The following is a 24,412-nucleotide window of genomic DNA, read 5'->3' on the forward strand; positions in this document are numbered from 1 at the left end:
GCCGACCACGGCGCATTCGCGCACGTCGGGATGCGACAGCAGTGCCGCCTCCACCTCCGGGCCGGCGATGTTGTAACCGGCGGAGATGATCATGTCGTCGGAGCGGGCGGCGAAGTGGAAGTAGCCGGCCTCGTCCTGATGGAAGGAATCACCGGTGAGGTTCCAGCCGCCCCGCACATACTCCCGCTGGTGGGAATCATCGAGGTAGCGACAGCCGGTCGGGCCACGCACGGCCAGCCGCCCCACCGTGCCGCGCGGCACCTCGGCCATGTCGTCGTCGACGATCTTGGCTTCGTAACCGGTGACGGGCCGCCCGGTGCTTGCCGGGGCGAGGTCGTCGAGCCGGTTGGAGATGAAGATGTGCAGCATCTCGGTGGCGCCGATGCCGTCGAGGATCGGCTTGCCGGTCTTGCGCATCCAGTCCTCGAATACCGGGGCAGGGAGGGTTTCGCCCGCGGACACCGCGAGCCGCAGCGACGACAGGTCGGCGCCGCCGTCGTGCGCCGCCAGCATGGCGCGATAGGCGGTCGGTGCGGTGAAGCAGATCGTGGCGCGGTAGGTCTCGATGATCTCGATCATCTTCGCCGGCGAGGCGTCCTCGAGCAGGGCGGCGGCCGCGCCGAAGCGCAGCGGAAAGATGGCGAGCCCCAGACCGAAGGTGAAGGCGAGCGGCGGCGAACCCACGAACACGTCGTCCGGCGTCACGCCCAGCACTTCCCGGGCATAGCCGTCGGCGGCGATGAGCAGGTCGCGATGGAAATGGGCCGTGGCCTTCGGCACGCCGGTGCTACCCGAGGTGAAGCCCAGCAAGGCGACATCGTCGCGTCCGGTGTTCACGGCGTCGAAGCGCACCGACTTGCTGAGGGCAATCCGGTCGAGCTCGGCGTCGTGGTTGGCGGTGCCGTCGAAGCCCACTACCTGCTCGATGAAGCGGCTGTCCTTGGCGCAGGCCACCAGCTCGTCCATCAGCCGCGTGTCGCACAGGGCGAGAACGGGCTCCGCCTTTTCGACGATCTTGGTGAGCTCGCTGGCCCGCAGCATCGGCATGGTATTGACCACGACGGCGCCGGCCTTGGTCGCGGCCAGCCAGCAGGCGACCATGGCGGGGTTGTTGGCCGAGCGGATCAGCACCCGGTTGCCCGGCCTGACGCGGTAATTCTCGACCAGCGTGCGGGCGAGGCGGTTGCTCCAGTCCGTCAGCTCCTTGTAGGTGCGCTGCCGGCCGTTGCCGATCAGCGCCGTGCGATCGCCGAAGCCCTTGGCGACCATGCGGTCCGTGAGCTCGACCGCGACGTTGAGGCGCTCGGGATAGTCGAAGCCCTGGAGCAGGAAATCGGGCATCTCGTTCGCCGGCGGCAGCCTGTCGCGCGCGAAGGTGTCGGTGTGGGCGCTCGGTCCAAGCATGGTCAGGCTCCCTCGAAGACCGGCGTCTGCCTGGCGACGAAGGCGCGGTAGGCGCGCTCGAAGTCGCGCGTCTGCATGCAGATCGCCTGGGCCTGGGCTTCGGCCTCGATCGCCTGGTCGAGACCCATCGACCATTCCTGGTTCAGCTGGGTCTTGGTGATGCCATGGGCGAAGGTCGGGCCGGCCACGATGCGGTGTGCCATGTCGAGCGCGTCGGCCTCCAGGGCGCCGGCGTCGACCAGGCGATTGTAGAAGCCCCAGCGCTCGCCTTCGGCGCCCGACATGGTGCGCCCGGTGTAGAGCAGCTCGGCGGCGCGACCCTGGCCGATGATGCGCGGCAGGATCGCGCATGCGCCCATGTCACAGCCGGCGAGGCCGACTCGCGTGAACAGGAAGGCGGTCTTGGCCTCGGGCGTGGCGATGCGGATGTCCGACGCCATGACGATGATGGCGCCGGCGCCCACCGCCACGCCGTCGACCGCGGTGATGATCGGCTTGCCGCAGGCGAGCATCGCCTTGACCAGATCGCCGGTCATGCGCGTGAAGGCGAGCAAGCCTTTCATCTCCATGCCGACCAGTGGCCCGATGATGTCGTGGACGTCGCCGCCCGAGCAGAAGTTGCCGCCGTTGGGCAGGAAGACGACGGCGTCGACGTCCTCGGCATAGCGCAGCCCACGGAACGTGTCGCGCAGCTCGGCATAGGAATCGAAGGTCAGCGGGTTCTTGCGCTCCGGGCGGTCGAGACGCACGCGCGCCACCCTGTCCTCGACCTGCCACAGGAAGTGCTTGGGCTCGAGCCCGGCCATGCGTGTCATTCGCGTCCCTCCCAATCGCTGCGGAACGACTTCAGCATCGCCGTCAGGCGCCGCGTGTCGTTGCCGGATACACCGCCCAGAAGCTCGTCGATCCAACCCTCGTGCGCGGCAGCCATGGCACGGAACTGCTCGCTGCCGGCTCTCGTCAAGCGCACGATCGACGTCCGGCGATCGCCGTTGCGGCGGGTGCGCAGGACCAATCCCTCGGAGACCAGCCGGTCGACGATGCCGGTGACGTTGCCGTTGGACACCAGCAGGTAGCGCGACAGGTCGCTCATCAGCATCCCCTCGGGAGAGCGGTAGAGCGCGGCCAGGACATCGAAGCGGGGCAGCGTGGTATCGTACTGCCGCTTCAGCCGCTCACGCAGCTCGGCCTCGATGGTGCGCGAGGCACGCAGCAGGCGGATCCACAGGCGCAGCCGGTCCTTGCTGTCCTTCGGCAGGGAGGACGTGCGAAGCGGGGCGCTCACCATGTCTCGCCTCCCGAGAGCGAGATCGCCTGGCCGGTGACCGAGCCCGCCGCCTCGCTGCACAGCCACAGCACCGTTGCCGCCACCTCATCGGGCTGGATGAAGCGGCCTTGCGGGTTGGTCGCGGACAGGCTGGCACGGGCCTCGGCGACGGAACGGCCGGTGGTGCGGACGATCCGCTGCACGGAGTCTTCCAGCATGTCGGACTCAACGAAGCCGGGGCAGACGGCGTTGACGGTCACGCCAGACTTGACGACTTCCGTGGCGAGCGCGCGCATCAGCCCGACGACACCATGCTTGGAGGCGACGTAGGGCGCGACATAGGCGTAGCCCTTCAGGCCTGCCGTCGAGGCGACGAAGACGATGCGACCCGACTTGCGCTTGGTCATGCCGGACAGGGCAGGCTTCACCGTCAGGAAGGAGCCGGTCAGGTTGACGTCGAGCGTGCGCTGCCAATCGGCGAGGCTGGTGCGATGCGCCGGGCCGGCCTCTGCCATACCGGCATTGGCCACCACGATGTCGATTGCCCCGCGCGCCGCTTCGGCCTCGGTGTAGAGCGCCGCGATAGCCGCCTCCTGGGTGACGTCGGCCGCGATCGCGCTGATCCGCTTGTTCTGGCCGGCGACGGCTTCGAGCTGCGCCTGTCGGCGGCCGCAGATGGTGACCGCGATCCCGGCCTCGGCCAGCGCCAGGGCGATCGCGCGCCCGACGCCCGTCCCGCCACCGGTGACGAGGGCGTGTGTTCCGACGATCATTTTTGCTGCCCCACAATCATACGCGCATCCCCATCGTCGCGTTGCGTTCGCTCAGCCGGTAGATCTGATCGCGGCCGGGCAGGTAGGGATCGGGCCACTTCACGTCGCGGTCGCCCATCTGGACGGCGGCATGCAAGGTCCAGTAGGGATCGGCGAGGTGCGGACGCGCCAGGCAGACGAGATCGGCGCGACCGGCCAGCAGGATCGAGTTCACGTGATCGGGCTCGTAGATGTTGCCGACCGCCATGGTCGCCATGCCGGCCTCGTTACGGATGCGATCGGAGAAGGGAGTCTGGAACATGCGGCCGTAGACCGGCCGGGCCAGGATCGAGGTCTGCCCGGCCGAGACATCGCAGATGTCGACGCCGGCGGCCTGCAGCAGGCGGGCGATCTCGACCGATTCGGCTGGCGTCACGCCGTCATCGCCGACCCAGTCGTTGGCCGAGATGCGCATCGAGATCGGCTTGTGCGCCGGCCAGGCCGCACGCACGGCATGGAAGACCTCGAGGGGGTAGCGCATGCGGTTCTCGAGAGATCCGCCGTACTGGTCGGTGCGCCTGTTGGTGAGCGGCGTGATGAAGGACGACAGCAGGTAGCCGTGCGCGGCATGGATCTCGAGCATGTCGAAGCCGCAGCGCGCCGCCATCCTGGCCGACGCCACGAACTGATCGCGCACCCTTGCCATGTCGGCCGGGTCCATAGCCCTGGGTACCTGGTTAGCCGGCGACCACGAGACATCGGAGGCGGCCATCACCGGCCAGTTGCCCGATGGCAGCGGGGCATCCATTTTCTGCCAACCGAGCTGCGTCGATCCCTTGGGGCCGGAATGGCCGATCTGGGCGCAGATCTTCGCCTCCGTCTCGGCATGCACGAAGTCGACCAGCCGCTTCCACGCCCGCTCGTGCTCGGGCGCATAGAAACCCGTGCAGCCCGGCGTGATGCGGCCCTCGGGGCTGACGCAGGTCATCTCGATCCCGACCAGGCCGGCGCCGCCCTTGGCGCGCTCGGCGTAGTGGGCGAAATGCCAGTCGGTCGGGCAGCCGTCGACCGCCTTGTACTGGGCCATCGGCGAGACGACGATGCGATTCTTCAGCGTCATGTCGCGCAGGCGGAACGGCGCGAACATGGGCGTGCGATGCACGTTGTCGGCATTTCCGGAGCGCCGCTGAAACCACGCCTCGGCATCGCTTAGCCAGGCAGGATCGCGCAGCCGCAGGTTCTCGTGGCTGATGCGCTGCGAGCGCGTGAGCAGGGAATAGTTGAACTGCACCGGATCGAGGCCGAGGTAGCGTTCGACATCCTCGAACCATTCGAGCGAATTACGTGCCGCCGACTGCAGGCGCAGCACCTCGACTCGCCTTGCATCCTCGTACTTGGCGAAGGCGGCGGGTAGATCGGGCTCGGAATGCAGGTAATCCGCCAGCGCGACCGCGCTTTCGAGCGCGAGCTTGGTGCCCGAGCCGATCGAGAAGTGGGCGCTGGCGGCGGCATCGCCCATCAGCGCCAGGTTCTTGTGCGACCAGCGCTCGCACAGCACGCGCGGGAAATTGATCCAGGCCGAGCCTCGCAGATGGCCGGCATTGGACATCAGGGAATGGCCGCCTAGATACTTGGCGAAGATCCGCTCGCAGGTCGCGATCGACTCCTCGCGGCTCATCTCGCCGAAGCCGAACCGCCGCCAGGTCTCCTCGCTGCATTCGACGATGAAGGTCGCCGTCTCGGGCTCGAACTGGTAGGCGTGCGCCCACACCCAGCCGTGCTCGGTCTTCTCGAAGATGAAGGTGAATGCGTCGTCGAACTTCTGGCGCGTGCCGAGCCAGACGAACTTGCACTTGCGGACATCGATGTCCGGCTTGAAGACCTCGGCGAAGGCGGAGCGCGAGCGCGAGTTCAGCCCATCGGCGGCGACCACGAGGTCGTGCGTCTCCATGAAGGGGCGAGGATCGTCGAACTCGGTTTCGAAGGCCATCTGGATGCCGAGCTCGCGGGCGCGACGCTGCAGCAGCAGGAGCAGGCGCCGGCGGCCGATGCCGCAGAAACCGTGCCCGGTCGACACCGTGCGGCGCCCGCCGTGATAGACGGCGATGTCGTCCCAGTAGGCGAAGTGATCGCGGATCCAGGCGGCGCTCACCGGATCGTTGTCGGCAAGATTGTCGAGGGTTTCGGCCGACAGCACGACGCCCCAGCCGAACGTGTCGTCCGGGCGATTGCGCTCGACCACGGTGACCTGATGCGCAGGGTTCCTGCGCTTCATCGAGATGGCGAAGTAGAGGCCGGCAGGGCCGGCGCCGAGAACGGCAACCTTCACAGGAGGTCTCCTCGGTCCAAGGGCGTTGGCTAGGAATGACTCCGCCGGAGGATTAATTCAAGCCTGAAGTTTTAGGTTTGAAATAATGCTCCCTGCAGCGTCTTCGCTGAGGGAGGTGCCCCATAGGCGTTAAGATACAAAGGAACCTCACCCTGAGGAGCGGCCCGGAGGGCCGCGTCTCGAAGGGTCGGCAACACTGCAGGTGCTTCAAACCGGCTTCTTCTGAGATTCCGTGTACGGCCCATCCTTCGAGACGGCCGCTACGCGGCCTCCTCAGGATGAGGACTTTGGTTGGCCGTCGGCCTAGTTTAACGCCTATGGGGAGGGGCCCCGTCTTAACGGGGCGGAGGGGTCATATTCTTCCGGACCGCGGGCGTGCCGCCCGCTCATGGAGTGGAGCGGGCGGGACGCCCGCGGTCCGCATGATCCATGACCCCTCCGCCTGTCTGCGCGAAGCCGAAGCGGCCTCGCTTCGGCCAAGGCAGGTCGGCGTAAGACGCCGACAGCTCCCCAGCGAAGCTGGGGAGGAGAGGAAATCAACTCCCGCCGAGGTAGCTCGCGGTCACGCGCGGGTCGTGCATGAGGTCGGTGGCCGGGCCCGAATGGACGATCTCGCCGGTTTCCAGAACGTAGCCGAAGTCGGCCGTCTCGAGGGCGGCGCGGGCATTCTGCTCGACCAGCAGGATCGAGACACCCGTTTCACGCAGGGAGGCGATGATCCGGAAGACCTCGCGGACGATCAGCGGCGCCAGCCCGAGGCTGGGCTCGTCGAGCATCAACAGGCGCGGTCGGGACATCAGGGCGCGGCCCAGCGCCAGCATCTGGCGCTCGCCGCCCGACAGGGTCGATGCGAGCTGGTTGCGGCGTTCGGAGAGTCGCGGGAAGCGGCGATAGACGTCGTCCAGCGTGCTCTTGAGGCCGGCACCATCGCGGCGCCTCGTGTAGCCGCCGAGCAGCAGGTTGTCGGCAACCGTCAGATCGCCGAACAGTTCGCGTTTCTCGGGCACGAGGCAGAAGCCGCGCTCGATGCGCGCCTCGACATCGAGCCGCCGCAGGTCGATGCCGTCGTAGGACATGCGGCCGCGCCAGCGCAGCAGGCCGATGGCGGCGCCGAGCAGGGTGGTCTTGCCGGCGCCGTTGGGGCCGATGACGGTGACGATCTGGCCAGGCTCGATCGACAGCGAAACGCCGCGCACCGCCTCGACCTTGTCGTAGGCGACAGACAGGTCCGCTATCGCGAGGAGGGGCATCAGACGACCCCGCCGAGATAGGCTTCCTGGACCCGCGGATCGGCGCGCACGACGGCCGGCGCGCCCTCGCAGAGCTTGGAGCCGAAATCCATCACCACGGTGCGATCGACCAGGCCCATGACGAAATCCATGTCGTGCTCGACCAGGAGGATGGTGAGGCCTTCGGCGCGCAGCGCGGCGAGCAGGCGGGCGAGCTCGGCCTTCTCAGCCGTACGCAGGCCGGCGGCCGGTTCGTCGAGCACCAGCAGCGCCGGATCGGCGGCGAGCGCGCGCGCAATCTCGAGCAGGCGCTGGTTGCCCAGGGGCAGATTGCCGGCCAGCTCGAAGGCCCGGTCCGCCAGCCCGACCCGATGGAGTTGCCGCATTGCCTCTGCCTCGGCGCGCTTCTCCTCGGCGCGATCGAGCCGCAGGGCGCCACGCAGGAAGCCGGACGAGGTGCGGCCGTAGGTGCCCAGCAGGACCGTATCGAGAAGCGTCATGTTGGGACGAAGCTTCACATGCTGGAACGTCCGCGCGATCCCGGCGCGGGCGATGTGGCGTTGCGGCCGCCGCGTGATGTCCTGGCCGAGGAAGGTGATGCGCCCCTGATCGAGCGGCAGGGCGCCGGTGAGCAGGTTGAACATCGTCGTCTTGCCCGCGCCGTTGGGGCCGATCAGGCCCAGGATCTCGCCGGCCTCGACCTCGAAGCTCACGCTGTTGACCGCCACCAGGCCGCCGAATCGACGCGTGACCTCGGAGACCTCGAGGATCGGCTTGCCGCGGTCCGGTTGCCGGCGTCGCTCCAGGGCGGTCGTCGCGGTCGGCACCGTCGGCTGAACGCGAGGCAGGTAGCGCAGGGCATAGGGCACCAGGCCGCTGCGTGCCCGCTGCAGCAGCAGGATGAACAGTACGGCGAAGACCACGACCTCGACCTGTCCGGAGGCGCTGAAGGCGATCTTTGGCAGGTAGTCCTGGATGCTATTCTTGAGCAGGGTGACGATGGTGGCGCCGAGGATGGCGCCCGACAGATGGCCCATGCCGCCGACCATCGCCATCAGGAGATAGAGGATGCCGACATTGACGTCGAACGGCGCCGGGCTGACGAAGCGGCTCATGTGGGCGTAGAGCCAGCCCGACAGCGCCGACAGCAGAGCCGCCAGCACGAAGGTCACGAGCTTGATGCGGAACGGGTCGATGCCGAGGCTCTCGACCATGATGCGCCCGCCGCGCAGGGAGCGAATGGCCCGGCCCTGGCGCGAGCCGAGCAGGTTGGCGGCAAGCACGAGGGACACGATCAGGAAGAGCCAGATAAGGTAGTAGATGCTCTGGCTGGCGGCGAGCGAGAAACCGGCGATCGAGATCGGCGGGATGTCGCTGATGCCGTTGAACTGGCCCAGCATGGGCAGGTTGCCGAACAGGAAATAGATCGCGAGGCCCCAGGCGATGGTGCTGAGCGACAGGAAGTGCCCACCGAGCCGCAACGTCACGCCGCCGAGAACGGCGGCGATCGCGGCCGTAAGGGCCAGCGCCAGCGCCAGGCCGAGCCAGGGCGAGTAGCCCTGCTTCACCGTCACCCACGCCGTGGCGTAGGCGGCGATGCCGACGAACGCGGCCTGGCCGAAGGAGAGCATGCCGCCGATTCCGGTCAGCAGGACGAGCCCGAGGACGGCCAGCGCATAGATGCCGATGAAGTTCAGCAGCGTGATGCTGAAGGGACTCAGGACGGCAGGGAAGACAGCGAGCAGGGCAATCGCGCCGAGGCCAACGAGGCGAAGCTGGGCCGCGGTCATTCCTCGGCCTCCTCGTCGTCGGTGGCGGCCATGCTGAGCGAGCGCCACAGCAGCACCGGGATCAGGACGCCAAAGACCACGACTTCCTTGTAGGCGCTGCTCCAGAACGAGGCGTAGCTCTCCAGCAGGCCGACCAGCACCGATCCCAGGGCGGTGCCTGGATAGCTCGTCATTCCTGCGATGATGGCGCCGACGAACGCCTTGAGGCCGATCAGGAAGCCCGAATCGTAGAAGATGGTCGTCACCGGCGCGATCAGCACCCCCGAGATGCCGGCGAGGAGAGAGGCCAGGACATAGGCGATCGTTCCGGTCGTGGCTGGCCGGATGCCGACCAGCCGCGCGCCGGTACGGTTGACCGCCGTGGCGCGCAGCGCCTTGCCGAGCAGCGTGTACTCGAAGACCAGAAAGAGAAGGCCACTGAAGACGATCGCCGCGATGACGATCAGCAGCATCTGGGCATTGACGATCAGGCCGGCGACATCGAACACGGCATCGGCGAGCGGCTTGGTGCGCACGCCTTCGGGTCCGAAGAACAGCAGACCCATGCCCGACAGGGCGAAATGCAGGGCTACCGCGACAGTGAGCAGCAGCAGGACCGAGGCATCGGCAATGGGGCGGAACACGATGCGGTCGAGCAGGGGAGCGATTGGCAGCACCAGAGCCAGGGAAAGCGCGATGCGCACCGGCATCGATAGCGTCATGCCCGCGACCATCCACACCGCGGCGGCGGGCAGGAGCGGCAGCACCAGATAGAAGAACACGGCGCGCGGCAGGCGGCCGATTTCGCCCGCCCGCGCCAGCGCCACGCCCTCGATGAGGGTCGCGAGCAGCGCGAGACCGGCGACGAGGCCCACCGTGCCCGGCCGGGCGCCGGTCTCGAGAGAGGCGAGAGAGAGGGCTGTGAAGGCGGCGATATCGCCGAACGGCACGAAAATGACCCGAGTCACCGCGAAGATCAGGACCAGGCCGAGCCCGATGAGGAGATAGATCGCGCCACTGGCGACGCCATCCATCGCCAGGATCGCCGCTATCTCGCCGGTCATGCGGGGGGGCGTCTCGTCCGGAGCGGACGAATCTCATTGTCCTCCCGGGCAATCGCGTAGGGCATTTGCAGATGCCAAACAGTACCGACATCCCGAGCGGAGCCGCCCGGAGGGCGGCGCAGTCGAGGGACCTTTCTTGATGATGCTGCGACAAGAAAGGTCCCTCGACTGCGCCTCGCTTCGCTCGGCTCCGGTCGGGACGACGGCTTTCTTGCCGTTGCGAAGCTCATCGCTGGGAGCGCGCCATTCTGATGGTGCTCTTCTTGCTGATCACGCATCCCATGAGCGCCATCGGAGTGGCGCGCTCCCAGCGCATCTTCCTTGGAACAACGACCACCAAGCCTGGCCTACGGCTCGTACTTCCACTTGCCGCCAACCAGACGCACCAGCACCAGGCTGCGCTCGTCCACGCCGTAGCTCTCGCCCGGCCTGAAGTTGTAGATCGCGTGCGTGCCCACCAGGTCCTTGGTGGTGAAGATCGCGTTCTTGAGCGCGGTGCGGAACTCGGGCGTGCCGGGCTTCGCCGTCGCCGTCGCTCGCTTGGCCGCATCGAGGAACACCAGCCAGGCGTCGAACGAGTAGGCCGAGAAGCCGTCGGTCGTCGGCATGCCATTGGCCTTCTGGTAGGCGGCGCGGAAGGCCATCGAGATCTTCTTGCTGAAATGCGTGTCCGGCAGCTGCTCGGCCACGATCACCGGCCCGGCCGACACCAGCACGCCCTCGACGGCCTTGCCGCCGACGCGGATGAAGTCGGCATTGAGCAAGGCGGGTGTGCCGTAGAGCGGGCCCTTGTAGCCGCGCTCGGCGAGCGTGAGCGGCGGCAGCGCGCCCTGGGTCGCCGAGCCGCCCAGCAGCACTGCATCGGGCTTCGTCGCCATGATCTTGAGGACCTGGCCGGTCACCGAGTTGTCGGTGCGGGCGTAGCGCTCGTTGGTCAGGACCTTCATGCCATTGGCCTCGGCAGGCTTCTGCGCGCCGTTGTAGACCAGGTCGCCCCAGGCGTCGGAGAAGCCGATATAGGCGAAGTTCTTGATGCCATCCCGCTTCATGCGATCGACAACGACCTTGACCATCAGGCTGGGCGGCTGCGGCATGGCGATCGCCCAGCGGTCGCCCGAATCGGTCGCCGGCACGGTGATCGGCGAGATCGCGATCATCGGCACCTTGAGCTCGTTGGCTACCGCCACCATGGCGATGGTGGAAGGCGCGGTCGCCGTGCCGATCAGCAGATCGACCTTGTTCTCCTCGATCAGCTTGCGCGCATTGCGCGTCGCGGCTGACGGGTCCGATCCGTCGTCGAGTTGGATGAACTTGATCTTTTCCTCGCCGATGCTGCTGGCGTACTCGACGGCGGCCTTCATGCCGCGATCGTAGAGGACGCCGATCGACGATCCCGGCCCGCTTTGCGAGGTCACGAACCCGACGGTGATCTCGGCCTGCGCCGCGCCGATACCGAACGAGCCGACGGCCAGCGCCGCCGCGATGAATTTCCTCATGCCCATCTCCTGACTTGTCGATCTCCCCGTGACGACACCTGGAGCATACGCCCGTCCCGCTGCGCCGCGGGCCACCGAAACGACCCGACCTCCGCTCCAAGATATTTCAATCCTAAAATTTCTCGAAATTGAGAGTCAAGGTTCACTCTGCTCCCCAGCTCCGCTGGGGAGGTGTCCGCGCAATCGCGGACGGAGGGGTCATGAGTCTTCCGGACCGTGGGCGTCCGGCCCGCTCATGCTCATGCTCATGTCCATGATGATGAGCATGAGCGGGCGGGACGCCCGCGGACCATATGATTTATGACCCCTCCGCCGCCGTAAGACGGCGACACCTCCCCAGCGAAGCTGGGGAGGGCTAGCCCGCGATTGACAGCGAAATGCTTCAATTCTTAAATAACTTGCGGCTGCGCTGATGCAGCTTCAATCCGCGATCGTCAGAGACCGACCATGGCCGAGCGATCATTTGCCAACGAAGTGGAGGATCTCAAGCTCGGTGACGGGCAGGAGTTCCGGGGCGAGGGCATTCTCGCCATCACCAAGGCGTTGCTGCAATCCGGCGTCGGCTACGTTGCCGGCTACCAGGGCGCTCCGATCTCGCATCTCATGGACGTTCTGGCTGATGGCCAGGAAATCCTGGAAGAGCTCGGCGTGCATTTCGAGACCAGCGCCAGCGAGGCGGCGGCGGCGGCGACGCTCGCGGCCTCGGTCATGTATCCGATCCGCGGTGCGGCGACCTTCAAGTCGACGGTCGGCACCAACGTCGCCTCGGACGCCCTGGCGAACCTCGCATCGGGCGGTGTCACCGGCGGCGCACTGATCATCGTCGGCGAGGATTACGGCGAGGGCTCCTCGATCATGCAGGAGCGCTCGCACGCCTTCGCGATGAAGTCGCAGATCTGGCTGCTCGATCCCAAGCCTGATCTCGAGAGCATCGTCGCCGCGGTGGAGACCGGCTTCGAATTGTCAGAAGCATCGAACACGCCGGTCATGCTCGAGGTCAGGATTCGCGCCTGCCATGTCCGCGGCAGCTTCCGCGCCAAGGATAACCGCCGTCCCGCGATGAGCTTGGTCGAGGCGCTCGAATCGCCGCGGCGCGACACCGGTCGCATCGTGCTGCCGCCCGCCTCCTACGCGCACGAGAAGGAGAAGATCGAGAAGCGCTGGCCGGCGGCGGTCAAGTTCATCCAGGAGCGCCGGATGAACGAGTTCGTGCCCGGCGACGTCGGCGAGATCGGCATTATTCTCCAGGGCGGCATGTACAACGGCGTGATGCGCGCCCTGCAGGGACTGGGCCTCGCCGACATCTGGGGGACCAGCCGCATCCCGCTCTACGTGCTCAACGTCACCTATCCGCTGGTGCCCGACGAGGTCGTCGCGTTCTGCCGCGGCAAGCGGGCGGTGCTGCTGGTCGAGGAGGGCCAACCCGACTACATCGAGCAGGCGCTGAACAAGATCCTGCGCCAGGCGGCGGTCCCGACAGTGCTGGCCGGCAAGGACCCGTTCCCGATGGCGGGCGAGTATACCGCCGCGGTGATGGCCGAGGCCATCGGCACCTTCGCCCGGCTGTGGATTCCCGACGTGCTGGCGCCGGAAGTGAGGGCGTCCAATGCCGCACCCGCCCTGGACGACAGGCATGTGAAGGGGCTCGCCGAAGCCGTGCCGCCGAGGCCGCCGGGCTTCTGCACCGGTTGCCCGGAACGGCCCATCTTTGCCGCCATGAAGCTGGTCGAGCGCGAGATGGGGCCGCATCACATCGCAGCCGATATCGGCTGCCACCTGTTCTCCATCATGCCGCCGTTCAACATCGGCTCGACCACCATGGGATACGGGCTGGGACCGGCGTCCGCCTCAGCCTTCAACGTCAAGGCCGGGAAGCGCGCCATCTCGGTGATGGGCGACGGCGGCTTCTGGCACAACGGTCTGACCTCCGGCATCGGCAACGCCGTGTTCAACAAGAGCGACGGCGTCGTGCTGATCGTCGACAACCACTATACGTCGGCGACCGGCGGGCAGGATCTGCTGTCGTCGCGCGCCACCAACCGCAGCCGCTCGACCCGGCACGCCATCACCACGGCGGTCAAAGGCATGGGCGTCGACTGGGTGCGCCATATCGATCGCACCTATGATGTCGGACGCGTGCGAGACACGCTTAAGGAGGCGCTGACCAGCCGCGACGCCGGGCCCAAGGTCATCGTCGCCTCGTCGGAGTGCATGCTCAACCGGCAGCGGCGCGAGCGGCCGCTGTTCGCCAAGGCGGCGAAGGCCGGCCAGCGGCTGGTGCGCCAGCGCTTCGGCGTGGACGAGGATGTCTGCACGGGCGATCACGCCTGCATCCGTCTGTCCGGCTGTCCATCGCTCTCGGTCAGGCACACCGCCGATCCGCTGAAGGACGATCCCGTGGCGTCGATCGACAATTCCTGCGTGGGCTGCGGTAACTGCGGCGAGGTGGCGGAAGCCGCGGTGCTCTGCCCATCATTCTATCGCGCCGACATCATCGTCAATCCGACCGGGTGGGACCGCGCCGTCGAGCGGCTGCGCACCGCGGTCATCGGCTTCCTGCAGCGCCGCCGCGCCCGGCGCCAATTGCGATTGGCCTGATTAATGGACATGGTGACGTCCGCCGTGCGCCTCGACACGCGACGGCCGACCGCAATCGCGGTGTTGGCGATGGGCGGGCAGGGCGGCGGCGTGCTGGTCGACTGGATCGTGGCGCTCGCGGAATCCCAGGGTCATGTTGCCCAGGCGACGTCGGTTCCCGGCGTCGCCCAGCGCACCGGCGCGACGATCTACTACGTCGAGACGATCGCGCCCGACGATTCCGGCCGCCGTCCGGTCCTGTCGCTGATGCCGGTACCGGGTGAGGTCGACATCGTGATCGGCGCCGAGCTCATGGAAGCCGGCCGGGCCATCCAGCGCGGGCTGGTGACGCCCGACCGCACGACGCTGATAGCTTCCTCGCACCGCGCGTATGCCGTCAGCGAGAAGGTCGTGCCGGGCGACGGCGCCGGCGATCCCGCCAAGGTCTTCGAGGCGGCGCAGGCCGCCAGCAAGCAGTTCCTGGCCTTCGACATGGCCACGATCGCGGAGGAGACGGAGAGCGTCGTGTCGGCGGCGCTGTTCGGGGCCCTGGCAGCCTCCGGCGCCTTGCCATACCCGCGCGCGGCGTACGAGGCCACGATCCGGGCGACGGGGCTCGGCGTCGAGGCGAGCCTGCGCGCGTTCGACCGCGCCCATGAGGCGGCGGAAAACGAGCGACGGACGCCGACAGCGCCACCTGCGCGGCCGACCGGCGGCAGCGTGAAGAAGAAGCTGCCTGCGCTCGGCCCGGTCGGCGATGCCTGGTTCGACACTCTTGTAGAACGGGCGCGAAAGCTCCCTGCAGCCGCCCATGGCATGGTGGCGGCCGGCCTGGCGCGCGTCGTCGACTTCCAGGATGTCGCCTACGGCCGCGAGTATCTCGATCGCGTCGAGGCATTTGCCGCGATCGAGCGGCAGTCGGCCTCGCCCGCCAATGCCATGTTTCCGCTGACCTGCGCCGCCGCCAAGCACATCGCCCGGGCGATGGCATATGACGATGTGATCCGGGTTGCCGATCTCAAGACTCGCGGCAGCCGCTTCGAGCGCGTGCGCAATGAGATTGCGCTGCGGCCGGGCCAGATCGCCTACACGACCGAGTTCATGCATCCGCGCATGGAGGAAGTCTGCGGCACGCTGCCGGCCGGGATCGGCCTTTGGCTGGAGTCGAGCCCGCGCATGCTCGGCGTGCTGCGCCGCTTTGTCGACCGCGGCCGACGCGTGCAGACGGGCACGATCGGCTGGTTCCTGCCGCTCTATTTCCTGGCGGGCTGGCGGCGCTTCCGCCGCGGCACGCTGCGCCATCGACGCGAGGCGGCGCACATCGTGGCCTGGCTGGATCAGGCCGCGACCGCGGCGAAGCGCGACATCGCGCTCGGCGTCGAGCTTCTCGAGGCACGCCGTCTCGTCAAAGGCTATTCCGACACGCACGACGCGGGCGCCGGCCGCTTCTCGCAGCTGATGACCATGGCGCGACGCCTGGAGGGACGCGCGGATGCCGCCGACTGGGTGCGCCGCCTGCGCCAGTCGGCGCTGGCTGACGCCGGGGGGCGGGCCTTCGCCGACCCGATCACGACGGTGGAGTGTTTCCTGTGTGGGGCCTTCTTCGCTGGGAGCGCGCCACTCCGATGGCGATCATGGGATGTCCAATCACCAAGAAGGGCGCCATCGGAGTGGCGCGCTCCCAGCCATAAGTGAGGGCGCATGATCGGCAAATACCGCGGCAACCGACAGGCCGTTTCGGCGCTGGTGCGGGAGACCGAGATCCATCGCGACCTCTATGTCGACCGGGAGCTGTTCGAGCTCGAGATGGAGCATCTCTTCGCCAACACCTGGGTCTATGTCGGGCACGACAGCCAGGTGCCGAAGATCGGCGACTACTACGCCACTACCATCGGCACGCAGCCCGTCGTCATGGTTCGCGACGGCGAAAGCAGCGTGCAGGTGCTGTACAATCGCTGCCCGCACAAGGGCACGCGGCTGACCGGCGAGGCCTGCGGCAACACCGGTCGCTTCTTCCGCTGTCCCTATCACGCCTGGACCTTCCGCCTCGACGGCAGCCTGGCCGGGATCCCCCTGAAAGCGGGCTACGACGGCACCGGCTTCACCGATGGTCACGCAGCGCGTGGCATGACGCCAGTGCGCCACGTGCACAACTATCGCGGCTTCGTGTTCGGCAAGTTGAGCGACGTCGGTCCAGGCTTCGAGGAATTCTTTGGCGAATCACTCAGCAGCATCGACAACATGGTCGACCGCTCACCCGAAGGGAAACTGGAAGTGGCGGGTGGCCCGCTGCGGTACATGCACGCCTGCAACTGGAAGATGCTGGTCGACAACCTGACCGATACTTGCCATCCGATGATCGCCCATCAGTCCTCAGCGGGCACGACGGTCGACGTGTGGAAGTCGGCGCCGCCCGGAACGAAGAAACCGATGGCGGTCGAGATTTACGCGCCCTTCGCGAGTTCGTACGAATTCTTCCAGGGCATGGGTATCCGCGTCTGGGACAACGGCCACGGCCATACCGGTGTGGCGCACTCGATTCATTCGGACTATTCCGCGGTGCCCGGCTACTTCGAGAGGATGGTCGCCGCCTACGGCGAGGAGCGCGCCAAGGCGATCCTGGGCGAGACCCGCCACAACACGGTCTATTTCCCCAACTTCACGGTAAAGGGTCCGATCCAGCTCGTGCGCCTGTTCAAGCCGATCGCGGCCGACAAGACGCTGGTCGAATCGTGGGCGTTCCGGCTGGTGGGCGCGCCGGACATGCTGCTCGAGCGGACGGTGATGTACAACCGGCTGGTCAACGCGCCGACCTCGGTGGTCGGTCACGACGACCTCGAAGTCTACGAGCGCGCCCAGTCGGGTCTGTCGGCCAACGGCAACGAATGGGTCAATGTCCAGCGGCTCTATGCGCCGGACGAGGCTGAGCGCCACAACGTAACGACCGACGGCACGTCCGAATGGCAGATGCGCAATCAGTTCCGCACCTGGGTCAAGTTCATGACCATGAGCCCGTGACGCGATGAGCGCTTCCCCCAGCAATCAGCAGCTGATCGACTTCGTCGTTCGTGAGGCGCGGCTGCTCGACCAGCATCGCCTGGAGGATTGGCTCGATCTATTCACCGAGGACGGCCACTACTGGATGCCTCTCGAGCAGGGCCAGAGCGATCCCAGGCTCACCACCTCGTTGATGTACGAGGACAAGCTGCTGCTCAAGATCCGCATCGAGCGGCTCAGGGGCAAGGCGACCTACAGCCAGAGTCCCACGAGCCGCTGCCACCACGTGCTCCAGATCCCGCAGGTCGACGAGCGCGACGATCAGGAGCGGCGCTACGTTACGTGGACGCCCATGCACTACGTCGAGAGCCGCGGTGATGAGCAGACTCTGTACGCGGCGTGGGTGACGCATCACCTGACGGCGGTCGAAGGCGAAATCAAGATCCGCTTGAAGCGGGTCGACCTCGTCAATTGCGATTCCGCGCTGGGCAGCATCCAGCTTTTCGTGTGAGCACGGGGATGGCCGCCACCAGACAACCCTATGACGGCGTCGTTGTCGCCGCCCCCGTAACCATTCCCTATCGCCGCTACTCGACCAACACGGCGCACTGGTGGGTGGGACGCGCAGTGCGCGAGGTCGTCCAGCGGGCCGGCCTGCGCAGCACCGACATCGACGGGCTGTCGCTGTCGAGCTTCACGGTCGGCCCCGACACCGCGATCGGTCTCACGCAGCATCTGGGGCTGAGCCCGCGCTGGCTCGATCATGTGCCGCTGGGCGGCGCCAGCGGAGTCGTCGCCTTGCGCCGCGCGGCGCGCGCCGTGCAGTGCGGCGATGCCGAGTTCGTGGTCTGCGTCGCCGGCGACACCAACCAGGTCGATTCGTTCCGGCGCATGCTGTCGACCTTCTCGCGCTTCGCCCAGGACGCCGTCTATCCCTACGGCTCGGGCGGCCCCAACGCGAGCTTCGCGCTGATCACCCGCAACTACATGATGCGCTACGGCGCGACGCGCGAGGATTTCGGCAAGATCTGCGTGGCGCAGCGGGACAACGCGCTGCACTTCCCGCACGCCCTGATGAAGAAGAAGCTGACGCTTGACGAATACATGGGCGCGCGGGCGATCTCGGATCCGATTCATCTCTTCGACTGCGTCATGCCGTGCGCCGGTGCCGACGCCTTCCTCGTGTGCCGCGAGGACGCAGCAGAGTCTCTCGGCCTGCCGGCAGCGCGGCTTCTCGCCACCATCGAGCGGCACAACGCCTTTCCCGACGACCCGATCCAGTATCGTGGCGGCTGGGCCATGGATATCGGCGAGCTCTATGCGATGGCGGGCGTCACGCCCGATGACGTCGATTTCGTGCAGACCTACGACGACTACCCGGTGATCTGCATGATGCAGATCGAGGATCTGGGGTTCTGCGGCAAGGGCGAAGGGCCGGACTTCGTCCGCTCGCACACGCTCACGGCAGACGGCAGTTTTCCGCACAACACCTCGGGCGGGCAACTCTCGGTCGGGCAGGCGGGGGCGGCCGGCGGGTTCCTTGGCCTCGTTGAGACGGTGCGCCAGCTTTGCGGCGAGCCGCTGGGCGCCAGGGTGCCGGAGGCCACGGTCGGCCTCGCCTCCGGGTTCGGCATGATCAACTACGATCGCGGCCTGGCGAGCGGCGCGGCGCTGCTGGCGGGAGGGCAGGCAGGTCATTCGCGTATTGAAAGAGATACCGTCATCCCGAGCGAAGCCGCCCGGAGGGCGGCGCAGTCGAGGGACCTTTCTTCATGATGGCGCAACAAGAAAGGTCCCTCCACTGCGCCTCCCTGCGGTCGGCTTCGGTCGGGATGACGCCTCATTTTGCTTGCGCACGTGGTCTCGGAGGGCAGGCATGACCGAGCCATTGAGCCGTCCCAAGCGCAAGGACCCGCTCAAGAAGACGCGCATCCCGCTGCTGCCACAGGGCACGCGCAGCCGCACCGCGCTCGGCCTCACGGCGGCGGCTGCCGAAGGCCGTTTCCACCTTCAGGTCTGCGGCGACTGCGGCGCGGTCGCCTATCCGCCGCGCGACGCCTGCCCGCGCTGCCTGTCGGCCAACCTGCCGTTTCGCGATGTCGACAATGGCGGCATCCTGCTCGCCGAGACGACCATCCGAACCTCGACCGACGTCTATTTCCGTGAACGCATGCCCTGGCGCATCGGCACGGTGCTTCTCGACGCCGGTCCCGCGGTCGTGGCGCACCTGCACGGCGATCTGCGCGAGGGTGAAAGGACCCGTCTGGAATTGAAGCTCGACAAGTCTGGCCAGGCGATCGTGATCGCGCTGCCGGCCAAGGATACGCCGAACATGGCCGACGATCCGCAATGGCGCGAGCTCACCTGCGATCCGAAGTATCGCCGCGTGCTGGTCACCGACGGTCGCACCGCCGTCGGGCAGGCGATGGCTGAGGCGCTCTCGCAAGCCGGAGCGAGCATCGTGTTCGTCGGTGTCGGCGACCCGTGGAAGCCGTTTCCCGGCGAGGAGCGGCTGCGCAGGCTCGAGCGCGTGGAGATCGTGGCGCTCGATCTCACCGATACCATCTCGGTCAACGAGTGCGCCGGCGAGTTCGCGCCGCGTGTCGACATCCTGGTCAATACCGCCGAGCACGTGCGCACCGGCGGCATCATCGAGCGCAAGGGCCTGACGGTGGCGCGCGAGGAGCTCGAAGTCCGCTATCTCGGGCTTATGCGGCTTGCCCAGGCGTTCGGCCCGGTGCTGCGCGCGCGCGGTGCCGACGGCATCAACTCGGCTGCCGCCTTCGTCAACCTGGTGTCGGTGTTCGCACTCACCAACTGGCCGGCCTACGGTGCCTTCTCTGCCACCGAGGCGGCCTGCCTGTCGGCGGCGCAATCGTTGCGCGCCGAGCTGCGGTCGGGCGGCGTCAAGGTGGTGAACGTCTTCTTCGGGCCGCTCGAGACCGAATGGTACCAGGCGGTGCCGCCGCCCAAGCTCGCGCCGTCGGCGCTCGCCCGCGCCGTGGTGCAGGCGCTGCAACGGGGGCTGGAGGACGTCTTCGTCGGCGACATCGCCGAGGACATCCGCGCGCGCCTGGCTGTCAACCCCAAGGCCCTCGAACGCGAGCTCGGCTCATGAGCAGGAATACGGACGTAATGGCTTCTCCCGATCTGCTCGCCTTCGCCGGCGCGATCGCGGCCGGCGAGATCGAGGTCGTCGATCTCACCCATACGCTGTCGCCGGACTTCCCGACCATCGTGATGCCGCCCGAGCTCGGCCAGTGCGCGCCGTTCCGGATGGAGGAGGTGTCGCGCTACGACGAGCGCGGGTCCGCCTGGTACTGGAACAACATCTCCATGGGCGAGCACACCGGTACGCATTTCGACGCGCCGGTGCACTGGATCTCGGGCAAGGACCTGCCGGAGAATTCAGTCGACACCATCCCGGTGGCGAACTTCATCGCACCGGCCATCGTGATCGACATTTCGCAGCAGTCGGCCGCCAATCCCGACTACGAGCTGACCGTGGCCGATGTCGAGGCGTGGGAGGTGCTGCACGGGCGCATCCCGCCGCGCAGTTGGGTGCTGCTGCGGACGGATTGGTCCAAGCGCAATGGCCGCGACTACGTCAACATGCGGGAAGACGGCCAGCACACGCCGGGCCCGTGTCCCGAGGTGGTGCGCTTCCTGGTCGAGCAGCGCGACCTGCACGGCCTCGGCACCGAGACGATCGGCACCGACGCGGGCCAGGCCTTCCATTTCAACCCGCCCTATCCGGCGCACTACTACATGCATGGCAAGGGCCGTTATGGATTGCAGTGTCTCGCCAATCTCGACCTGCTGCCGCCAACCGGCGCGGTGATTCTCGCAGCGCCGCTCAAGATCCGGCGGGGCTCGGGCAGCCCGCTGCGCGTCCTCGCGCTGGTGCCGCGCGCAGAGGCCCGCGCGTGAGCGACGCCGGCACTGCGATCGTCACCGGCGCCAGCGGCGGCATCGGCGCCGCCATCGCCAAGGCGCTGCTGGCCGACGGCTATCACGTGATCTCGCTCGCCCTCGACAAGCCGGACTGGGCACATCCGAAGCTCGAGGCGCGGACGGTCGACCTGTTCGATGCCCGCGCCACCGAAGCAGCGGCGGCCGAGATCGCGCGCGAGCATCGCGTGACGCATCTCGTGCACAATGCCGGCGTCATTCGGCCAAACGCGGTCGAAAGCACGGCGGCGGCCGACATCGCAGCCCTCGCCCAGCTCCATCTCGGCGCGGCGCTGACCCTGCTCGGCGCGACGCTGCCGCACATGAAGCGGGTGGGCTTCGGCAGGGTCGTGCTGATCTCCTCGCGTGCGGCGCTCGGTGCCACGGGTCGCACGGCCTATTCTGCGACCAAGGCCGGAATCATCGGCATGGGCCGCACCTGGGCGCTCGAGCTCGCGCCGCACGGTATCACCGTCAACATGGTGGCGCCCGGTCCCGTCCAGGGCACGCATATGTTCCACGAGATCATCCCGGCCGGCAGTGAGCGCGAGTCGGCGCTGGCGGCGGCCATCCCGATGCGCCGGCTCGGCCGGCCCGAGGACGTCGCTGCGGCGGTCAGGTTTTTTGCCGGCCGGGAGGCGTCGTTCATCACCGGCCAGGTCCTTTATGTCTGCGGCGGGGCCAGCGTCGGCACGCTGGTCATCTGAAGGGACGCGACCATGAGCGAACCCGTCTTGAAGTCGTCGAATGGCAGGATGCGCCACCGGTCCAATGGCGAGGTGCGGTTCGTCGAGAGCGGAACGGCGTCGACGCAGAAGGGGCATCTCGAGCTCAGGGTGTGGCTGCGCCTGCTCGGTTGTTCCGGCAAGATGGAGAACATACTCGGCCAGCGCCTGCGCAAGGAATTCGGCACCTCGCTCGCCCGCTTCGACGTGCTGGCGCAGCTCGAGCGCTTTCCAGACGGTCTTTCCATGTCAGAGCTGTCGCGGCGGCTTCTCGTGTCTAACGGCGCGGTCACCGGGCTGGTCGACAAGCTCGGCGAGTCCGGGCTTGTGTCGCGCCACGAGGATCCCAACGATCGCCGCAGCATGATCGTGCAGCTCACGCGCAAGGGTCGCGAGGCGTTCCTGCGCATGGCGCGGCGACACGAGGAATGGGTGGTGTCGATCCTGGGCGAGCTCAGCGTCGAGGCGCAAAGCGAGCTCCTGCAGAACCTGACGCTGCTGCAACGCAATCTCGACCTGCACGGCAAGGGGTGAAGGGATGGGCGGGCGGCTTGGAAAGCAGCGCCTTCGCGCCCTTCATTCTCCTCCTCAGCTTCGCTGGGGAGGTGCCCCGTCATACGGGGCGGAGGGGTCATGCTTTCTTGGACCGCGGGCGTCCCGCCCGCACATGATCATGAGCGGGGGGCACGCCCGCGATCCGGAAGACCATGACCCCTCCGTCGACACCTCCCCAGCGAAGCTGGGGAGGGGAATGAAAAGCGCGTCGCTTTCGAAAGGGAACAGTCTTGGAAATTGCAGTCTTGGGCGGCGGTAACGGTTCATTTGCAGCCGCGGGCGACCTCTCGCTCGCCGGACACCAGGTCCGGATGTGGCGCCGCGATGCAGCCGCCGTCGCCAGCCATCGCGACAGCGGCTGTACCATCACGGTCAAGGATTTCCGCGGCACGTACAAGGCCACGCCGGCGCTCGTCACGACCGACATTGGCGAGGCCGTTCACGGTGCCGAGCTGATCGTCTGTCCGACGCCGGCCTTCGCCCAGGACGAAATCGCCAAGCGCCTCGCACCTCATCTCGGCGACGGGCAGGTCGTGTTCCTGCCGCCGGGGACGTTCGGGTCTGTTCTGTTCGCCACGGCCGCCCGGCAGGCCGGAAACCGGGCGCGCGTGGCGTTTGCCGAGACCGGCACCTTGCCCTGGCTCGCGCGCAAGCACGGCCCGTTCGAGGTACAGATCTCCGCCCGCGGCAAGCATCTGCCGACCGGCGTATTTCCGCTATCGCGCGCCGATGCCACGCTGGCGGTCCTCGAGCGTGCCTTTCCGGGCGCGATTCGACCGTGCGGCGATGCCCTGTCAGGCGCGCTCATGAATGCCGGACCGATCATCCATCCGCCGCTCATCGTGATGAATGCAGCGCCGCTCGAGCACTTCGAGAAATGGGACATCCACAACGAGGGAACCCAGCCGGCGGTGCGTCGCGTGACCGATGCGCTCGATCGCGAGCGCGTAGCGATCCGCGAGGCGCTGGGCTATGGCGCTCCGCACTTCCCGCTGGCCAACCACTATGCCGCGAGCGGGCTTGAGTGGATGTATGGCCGGGGCTCGCATGAGAGACTGACCAAATCGGGCGACTGGCGTGAGCGCATCGTCCTGCGTGAACACCGCTACATGATCGAGGACGTGCGGATGGGGCTGGCCTTGCTGGCCTCGACGGCGCGGCTTGCCGGCGTCGCGGCGCCGCTGGTCGAGGCCTTCCTCTCGATCGGCGGCGCGATCTGCGGCGAGGATTTCTTCCGCACTGGGCGCACCCTGGCGAGCCTCGGGCTCGGCGATCTCGATCGGGCCGGTGTGCAGAAGCTGCTGCGCGAGGGCTTCGCATGAGGAAGCCCATAGCCTTGGTGGGCGCCGGCCGCATGGGACGCGGCCTCGCCGTGGTGTTCGCCTATGCTGGACACGACGTCGCGCTGATCGACCTGAAGGAGCGTGCGGCCGACCAGTTCACTTCCCTTGCCAGGGAAGCCACGTGCGAAATCGGCGCCACCCTGGGCACGCTGGCGCGGCTTGGTTTCTGCGCCGCGGAGCAGGCGCCGTCCATCGCCGCCCGCGTGCGCGTCGTCCCGGCGGCCGAGGCGGCCACCGTGCTGCCAGCTGCCGGCTTCATCTTCGAGGGCGTGCCGGAAGTGCTCGAGCAGAAGCGGACAGCGCTCGCCCTGATGTCGCGTCTCGCCGGACCGCAGCCGATCATCGCCTCGACCACCTCGACCATCCTGGTCGACGACCTCGCCGAGGCGATCGAGCATCGCGAGCGCTTCCTCAATGCCCACTGGCTCAATCCGCCATACCTGATGCCGCTGGTCGAGCTGTCGCCCGGCAAGGTCACCAGCGGCAACGTGGTGCAGACGCTGCGGGACCTGCTGGACGGGATCGGCAAGGTCACCGTGCTCTGTGCGGCGACGCCGGGCTACATCGTGCCGCGCATCCAGGCGCTCGCCATGAACGAGGCGGCCCGCATGGTCGAGGAGGGCGTGGCATCGGCCGAGGAGATCGACAAGGCGGTGAAGTATGGCTTTGGCTTGCGCTTCGCCGTGCTCGGGCTACTGGAGTTCATCGACTGGGGCGGCGGCGACATTCTCTACTACGCCAGTCGCTATCTTACTCAGGCTCTGGGCAACGAACGCTACGCCGCGCCGGCGATCGTCGAGCGCAATATGCAGGAGGGGAACATCGGCATGAAGACCGGACGCGGTTTTCTCGATTACGAGAAGCTCGATCTCGACAGACATCGCCTGGAGCGGCTGACGGCGTTCACGACGCTGCTGCGCGATCTCGGCCTCGTCCGGCCGCCGGTGGTGTGAT

At 67.4% G+C, this 24,412-nt stretch carries 20 protein-coding genes; 11 read left to right on the forward strand and 9 right to left on the reverse strand.

The window, feature by feature from the left end; all coding sequences use genetic code 11:
* The 9 genes from AB7O82_RS11345 to AB7O82_RS11385 all read right to left on the reverse strand — a co-directional run.
* Window positions 1–1,404 (reverse strand): AMP-binding protein (locus tag AB7O82_RS11345; RefSeq protein ID WP_428551312.1); only part of this gene is annotated, 1,404 nt, incomplete at its 3' end.
* A 2-nt stretch (window positions 1,405–1,406) separates the two neighbouring features.
* Complete coding sequence (locus AB7O82_RS11350; protein WP_428551310.1) at window positions 1,407–2,219, reverse strand: enoyl-CoA hydratase family protein; 813 nt, start codon at window positions 2,217–2,219, stop codon at window positions 1,407–1,409.
* Window positions 2,216–2,692, reverse strand: a complete 477-nt coding sequence (locus AB7O82_RS11355) for a MarR family winged helix-turn-helix transcriptional regulator (protein WP_428551308.1) — start codon at window positions 2,690–2,692, stop codon at window positions 2,216–2,218. Before AB7O82_RS11355 ends, AB7O82_RS11350 begins: the two co-directional genes overlap by 4 nt.
* Window positions 2,686–3,444, reverse strand: a complete 759-nt coding sequence (locus tag AB7O82_RS11360) for an SDR family NAD(P)-dependent oxidoreductase (RefSeq protein WP_428551305.1) — start codon at window positions 3,442–3,444, stop codon at window positions 2,686–2,688. Before AB7O82_RS11360 ends, AB7O82_RS11355 begins: the two co-directional genes overlap by 7 nt.
* Window positions 3,445–3,460: 16 nt before the next feature.
* Window positions 3,461–5,752: a bifunctional salicylyl-CoA 5-hydroxylase/oxidoreductase gene (locus AB7O82_RS11365; RefSeq protein ID WP_428551303.1), complete on the reverse strand. Its 2,292-nt coding sequence runs from the start codon at window positions 5,750–5,752 to the stop codon at window positions 3,461–3,463.
* Between the two features lie 536 nt (window positions 5,753–6,288).
* Window positions 6,289–7,002 (reverse strand): ABC transporter ATP-binding protein, encoded by a 714-nt coding sequence (locus tag AB7O82_RS11370; RefSeq protein WP_428551300.1) that lies wholly within the window; start codon window positions 7,000–7,002, stop codon window positions 6,289–6,291.
* Entirely contained in the window at window positions 7,002–8,771 is a 1,770-nt protein-coding gene (locus AB7O82_RS11375) for an ABC transporter permease subunit (protein WP_428551295.1), read from the reverse strand. Before AB7O82_RS11375 ends, AB7O82_RS11370 begins: the two co-directional genes overlap by 1 nt.
* A complete protein-coding gene (locus AB7O82_RS11380; RefSeq protein WP_428551292.1) occupies window positions 8,768–9,814 on the reverse strand; it encodes a branched-chain amino acid ABC transporter permease in 1,047 nt (348 codons plus the stop codon). Before AB7O82_RS11380 ends, AB7O82_RS11375 begins: the two co-directional genes overlap by 4 nt.
* Before the next feature lie 347 nt (window positions 9,815–10,161).
* Entirely contained in the window at window positions 10,162–11,310 is a 1,149-nt protein-coding gene (locus AB7O82_RS11385) for an ABC transporter substrate-binding protein (RefSeq protein ID WP_428551289.1), read from the reverse strand.
* A 447-nt stretch (window positions 11,311–11,757) separates the two neighbouring features.
* Here AB7O82_RS11385 and AB7O82_RS11390 point away from each other — a divergent pair, with 447 nt between their 5' ends.
* The 11 genes from AB7O82_RS11390 to AB7O82_RS11440 all read left to right on the forward strand — a co-directional run bounded on the left by AB7O82_RS11390 (window position 11,758) and on the right by AB7O82_RS11440 (window position 24,411).
* The gene (locus tag AB7O82_RS11390) at window positions 11,758–13,908 is read left to right on the forward strand and encodes a thiamine pyrophosphate-dependent enzyme (RefSeq protein WP_428543032.1); all 2,151 of its coding nucleotides are present in this window, start codon (window positions 11,758–11,760) and stop codon (window positions 13,906–13,908) included.
* Window positions 13,909–13,917: 9 nt separating this feature from the next.
* Window positions 13,918–15,582 (forward strand): indolepyruvate oxidoreductase subunit beta family protein, encoded by a 1,665-nt coding sequence (locus AB7O82_RS11395; protein WP_428619409.1) that lies wholly within the window; start codon window positions 13,918–13,920, stop codon window positions 15,580–15,582.
* 6 nt (window positions 15,583–15,588) lie between these two features.
* The gene (locus tag AB7O82_RS11400; protein ID WP_428543038.1) at window positions 15,589–16,905 is read left to right on the forward strand and encodes an aromatic ring-hydroxylating dioxygenase subunit alpha; all 1,317 of its coding nucleotides are present in this window, start codon (window positions 15,589–15,591) and stop codon (window positions 16,903–16,905) included.
* A 4-nt stretch (window positions 16,906–16,909) separates the two neighbouring features.
* Window positions 16,910–17,395, forward strand: coding sequence for an aromatic-ring-hydroxylating dioxygenase subunit beta (locus AB7O82_RS11405; protein ID WP_428543041.1), 486 nt, complete (start codon window positions 16,910–16,912; stop codon window positions 17,393–17,395).
* Between the two features lie 8 nt (window positions 17,396–17,403).
* Complete coding sequence (locus tag AB7O82_RS11410; RefSeq protein ID WP_428543044.1) at window positions 17,404–18,660, forward strand: thiolase family protein; 1,257 nt, start codon at window positions 17,404–17,406, stop codon at window positions 18,658–18,660.
* A gap of 100 nt (window positions 18,661–18,760) precedes the next feature.
* Complete coding sequence (locus AB7O82_RS11415) at window positions 18,761–20,002, forward strand: SDR family oxidoreductase (RefSeq protein ID WP_428543047.1); 1,242 nt, start codon at window positions 18,761–18,763, stop codon at window positions 20,000–20,002.
* 17 nt (window positions 20,003–20,019) lie between these two features.
* On the forward strand, window positions 20,020–20,814 hold the full coding sequence (locus tag AB7O82_RS11420; protein ID WP_428543119.1) for a cyclase family protein: 795 nt from the start codon (window positions 20,020–20,022) through the stop codon (window positions 20,812–20,814).
* Window positions 20,811–21,542: an SDR family oxidoreductase gene (locus tag AB7O82_RS11425; protein ID WP_428543050.1), complete on the forward strand. Its 732-nt coding sequence runs from the start codon at window positions 20,811–20,813 to the stop codon at window positions 21,540–21,542. The genes AB7O82_RS11420 and AB7O82_RS11425 overlap by 4 nt, the downstream gene beginning before the upstream one ends.
* A gap of 12 nt (window positions 21,543–21,554) precedes the next feature.
* Window positions 21,555–22,094: a MarR family winged helix-turn-helix transcriptional regulator gene (locus AB7O82_RS11430; RefSeq protein WP_428543053.1), complete on the forward strand. Its 540-nt coding sequence runs from the start codon at window positions 21,555–21,557 to the stop codon at window positions 22,092–22,094.
* Window positions 22,095–22,345: 251 nt separating this feature from the next.
* On the forward strand, window positions 22,346–23,437 hold the full coding sequence (locus AB7O82_RS11435) for an NAD/NADP octopine/nopaline dehydrogenase family protein (RefSeq protein ID WP_428619412.1): 1,092 nt from the start codon (window positions 22,346–22,348) through the stop codon (window positions 23,435–23,437).
* On the forward strand, window positions 23,434–24,411 hold the full coding sequence (locus tag AB7O82_RS11440) for a 3-hydroxybutyryl-CoA dehydrogenase (protein ID WP_428543059.1): 978 nt from the start codon (window positions 23,434–23,436) through the stop codon (window positions 24,409–24,411). Before AB7O82_RS11435 ends, AB7O82_RS11440 begins: the two co-directional genes overlap by 4 nt.
* The last annotated feature ends 1 nt before the right edge of the window (window position 24,412 follow it).

The sequence above is a fragment of the Reyranella sp. genome, from assembly GCF_050185545.1.
GTDB lineage: Bacteria > Pseudomonadota > Alphaproteobacteria > Reyranellales > Reyranellaceae > Reyranella.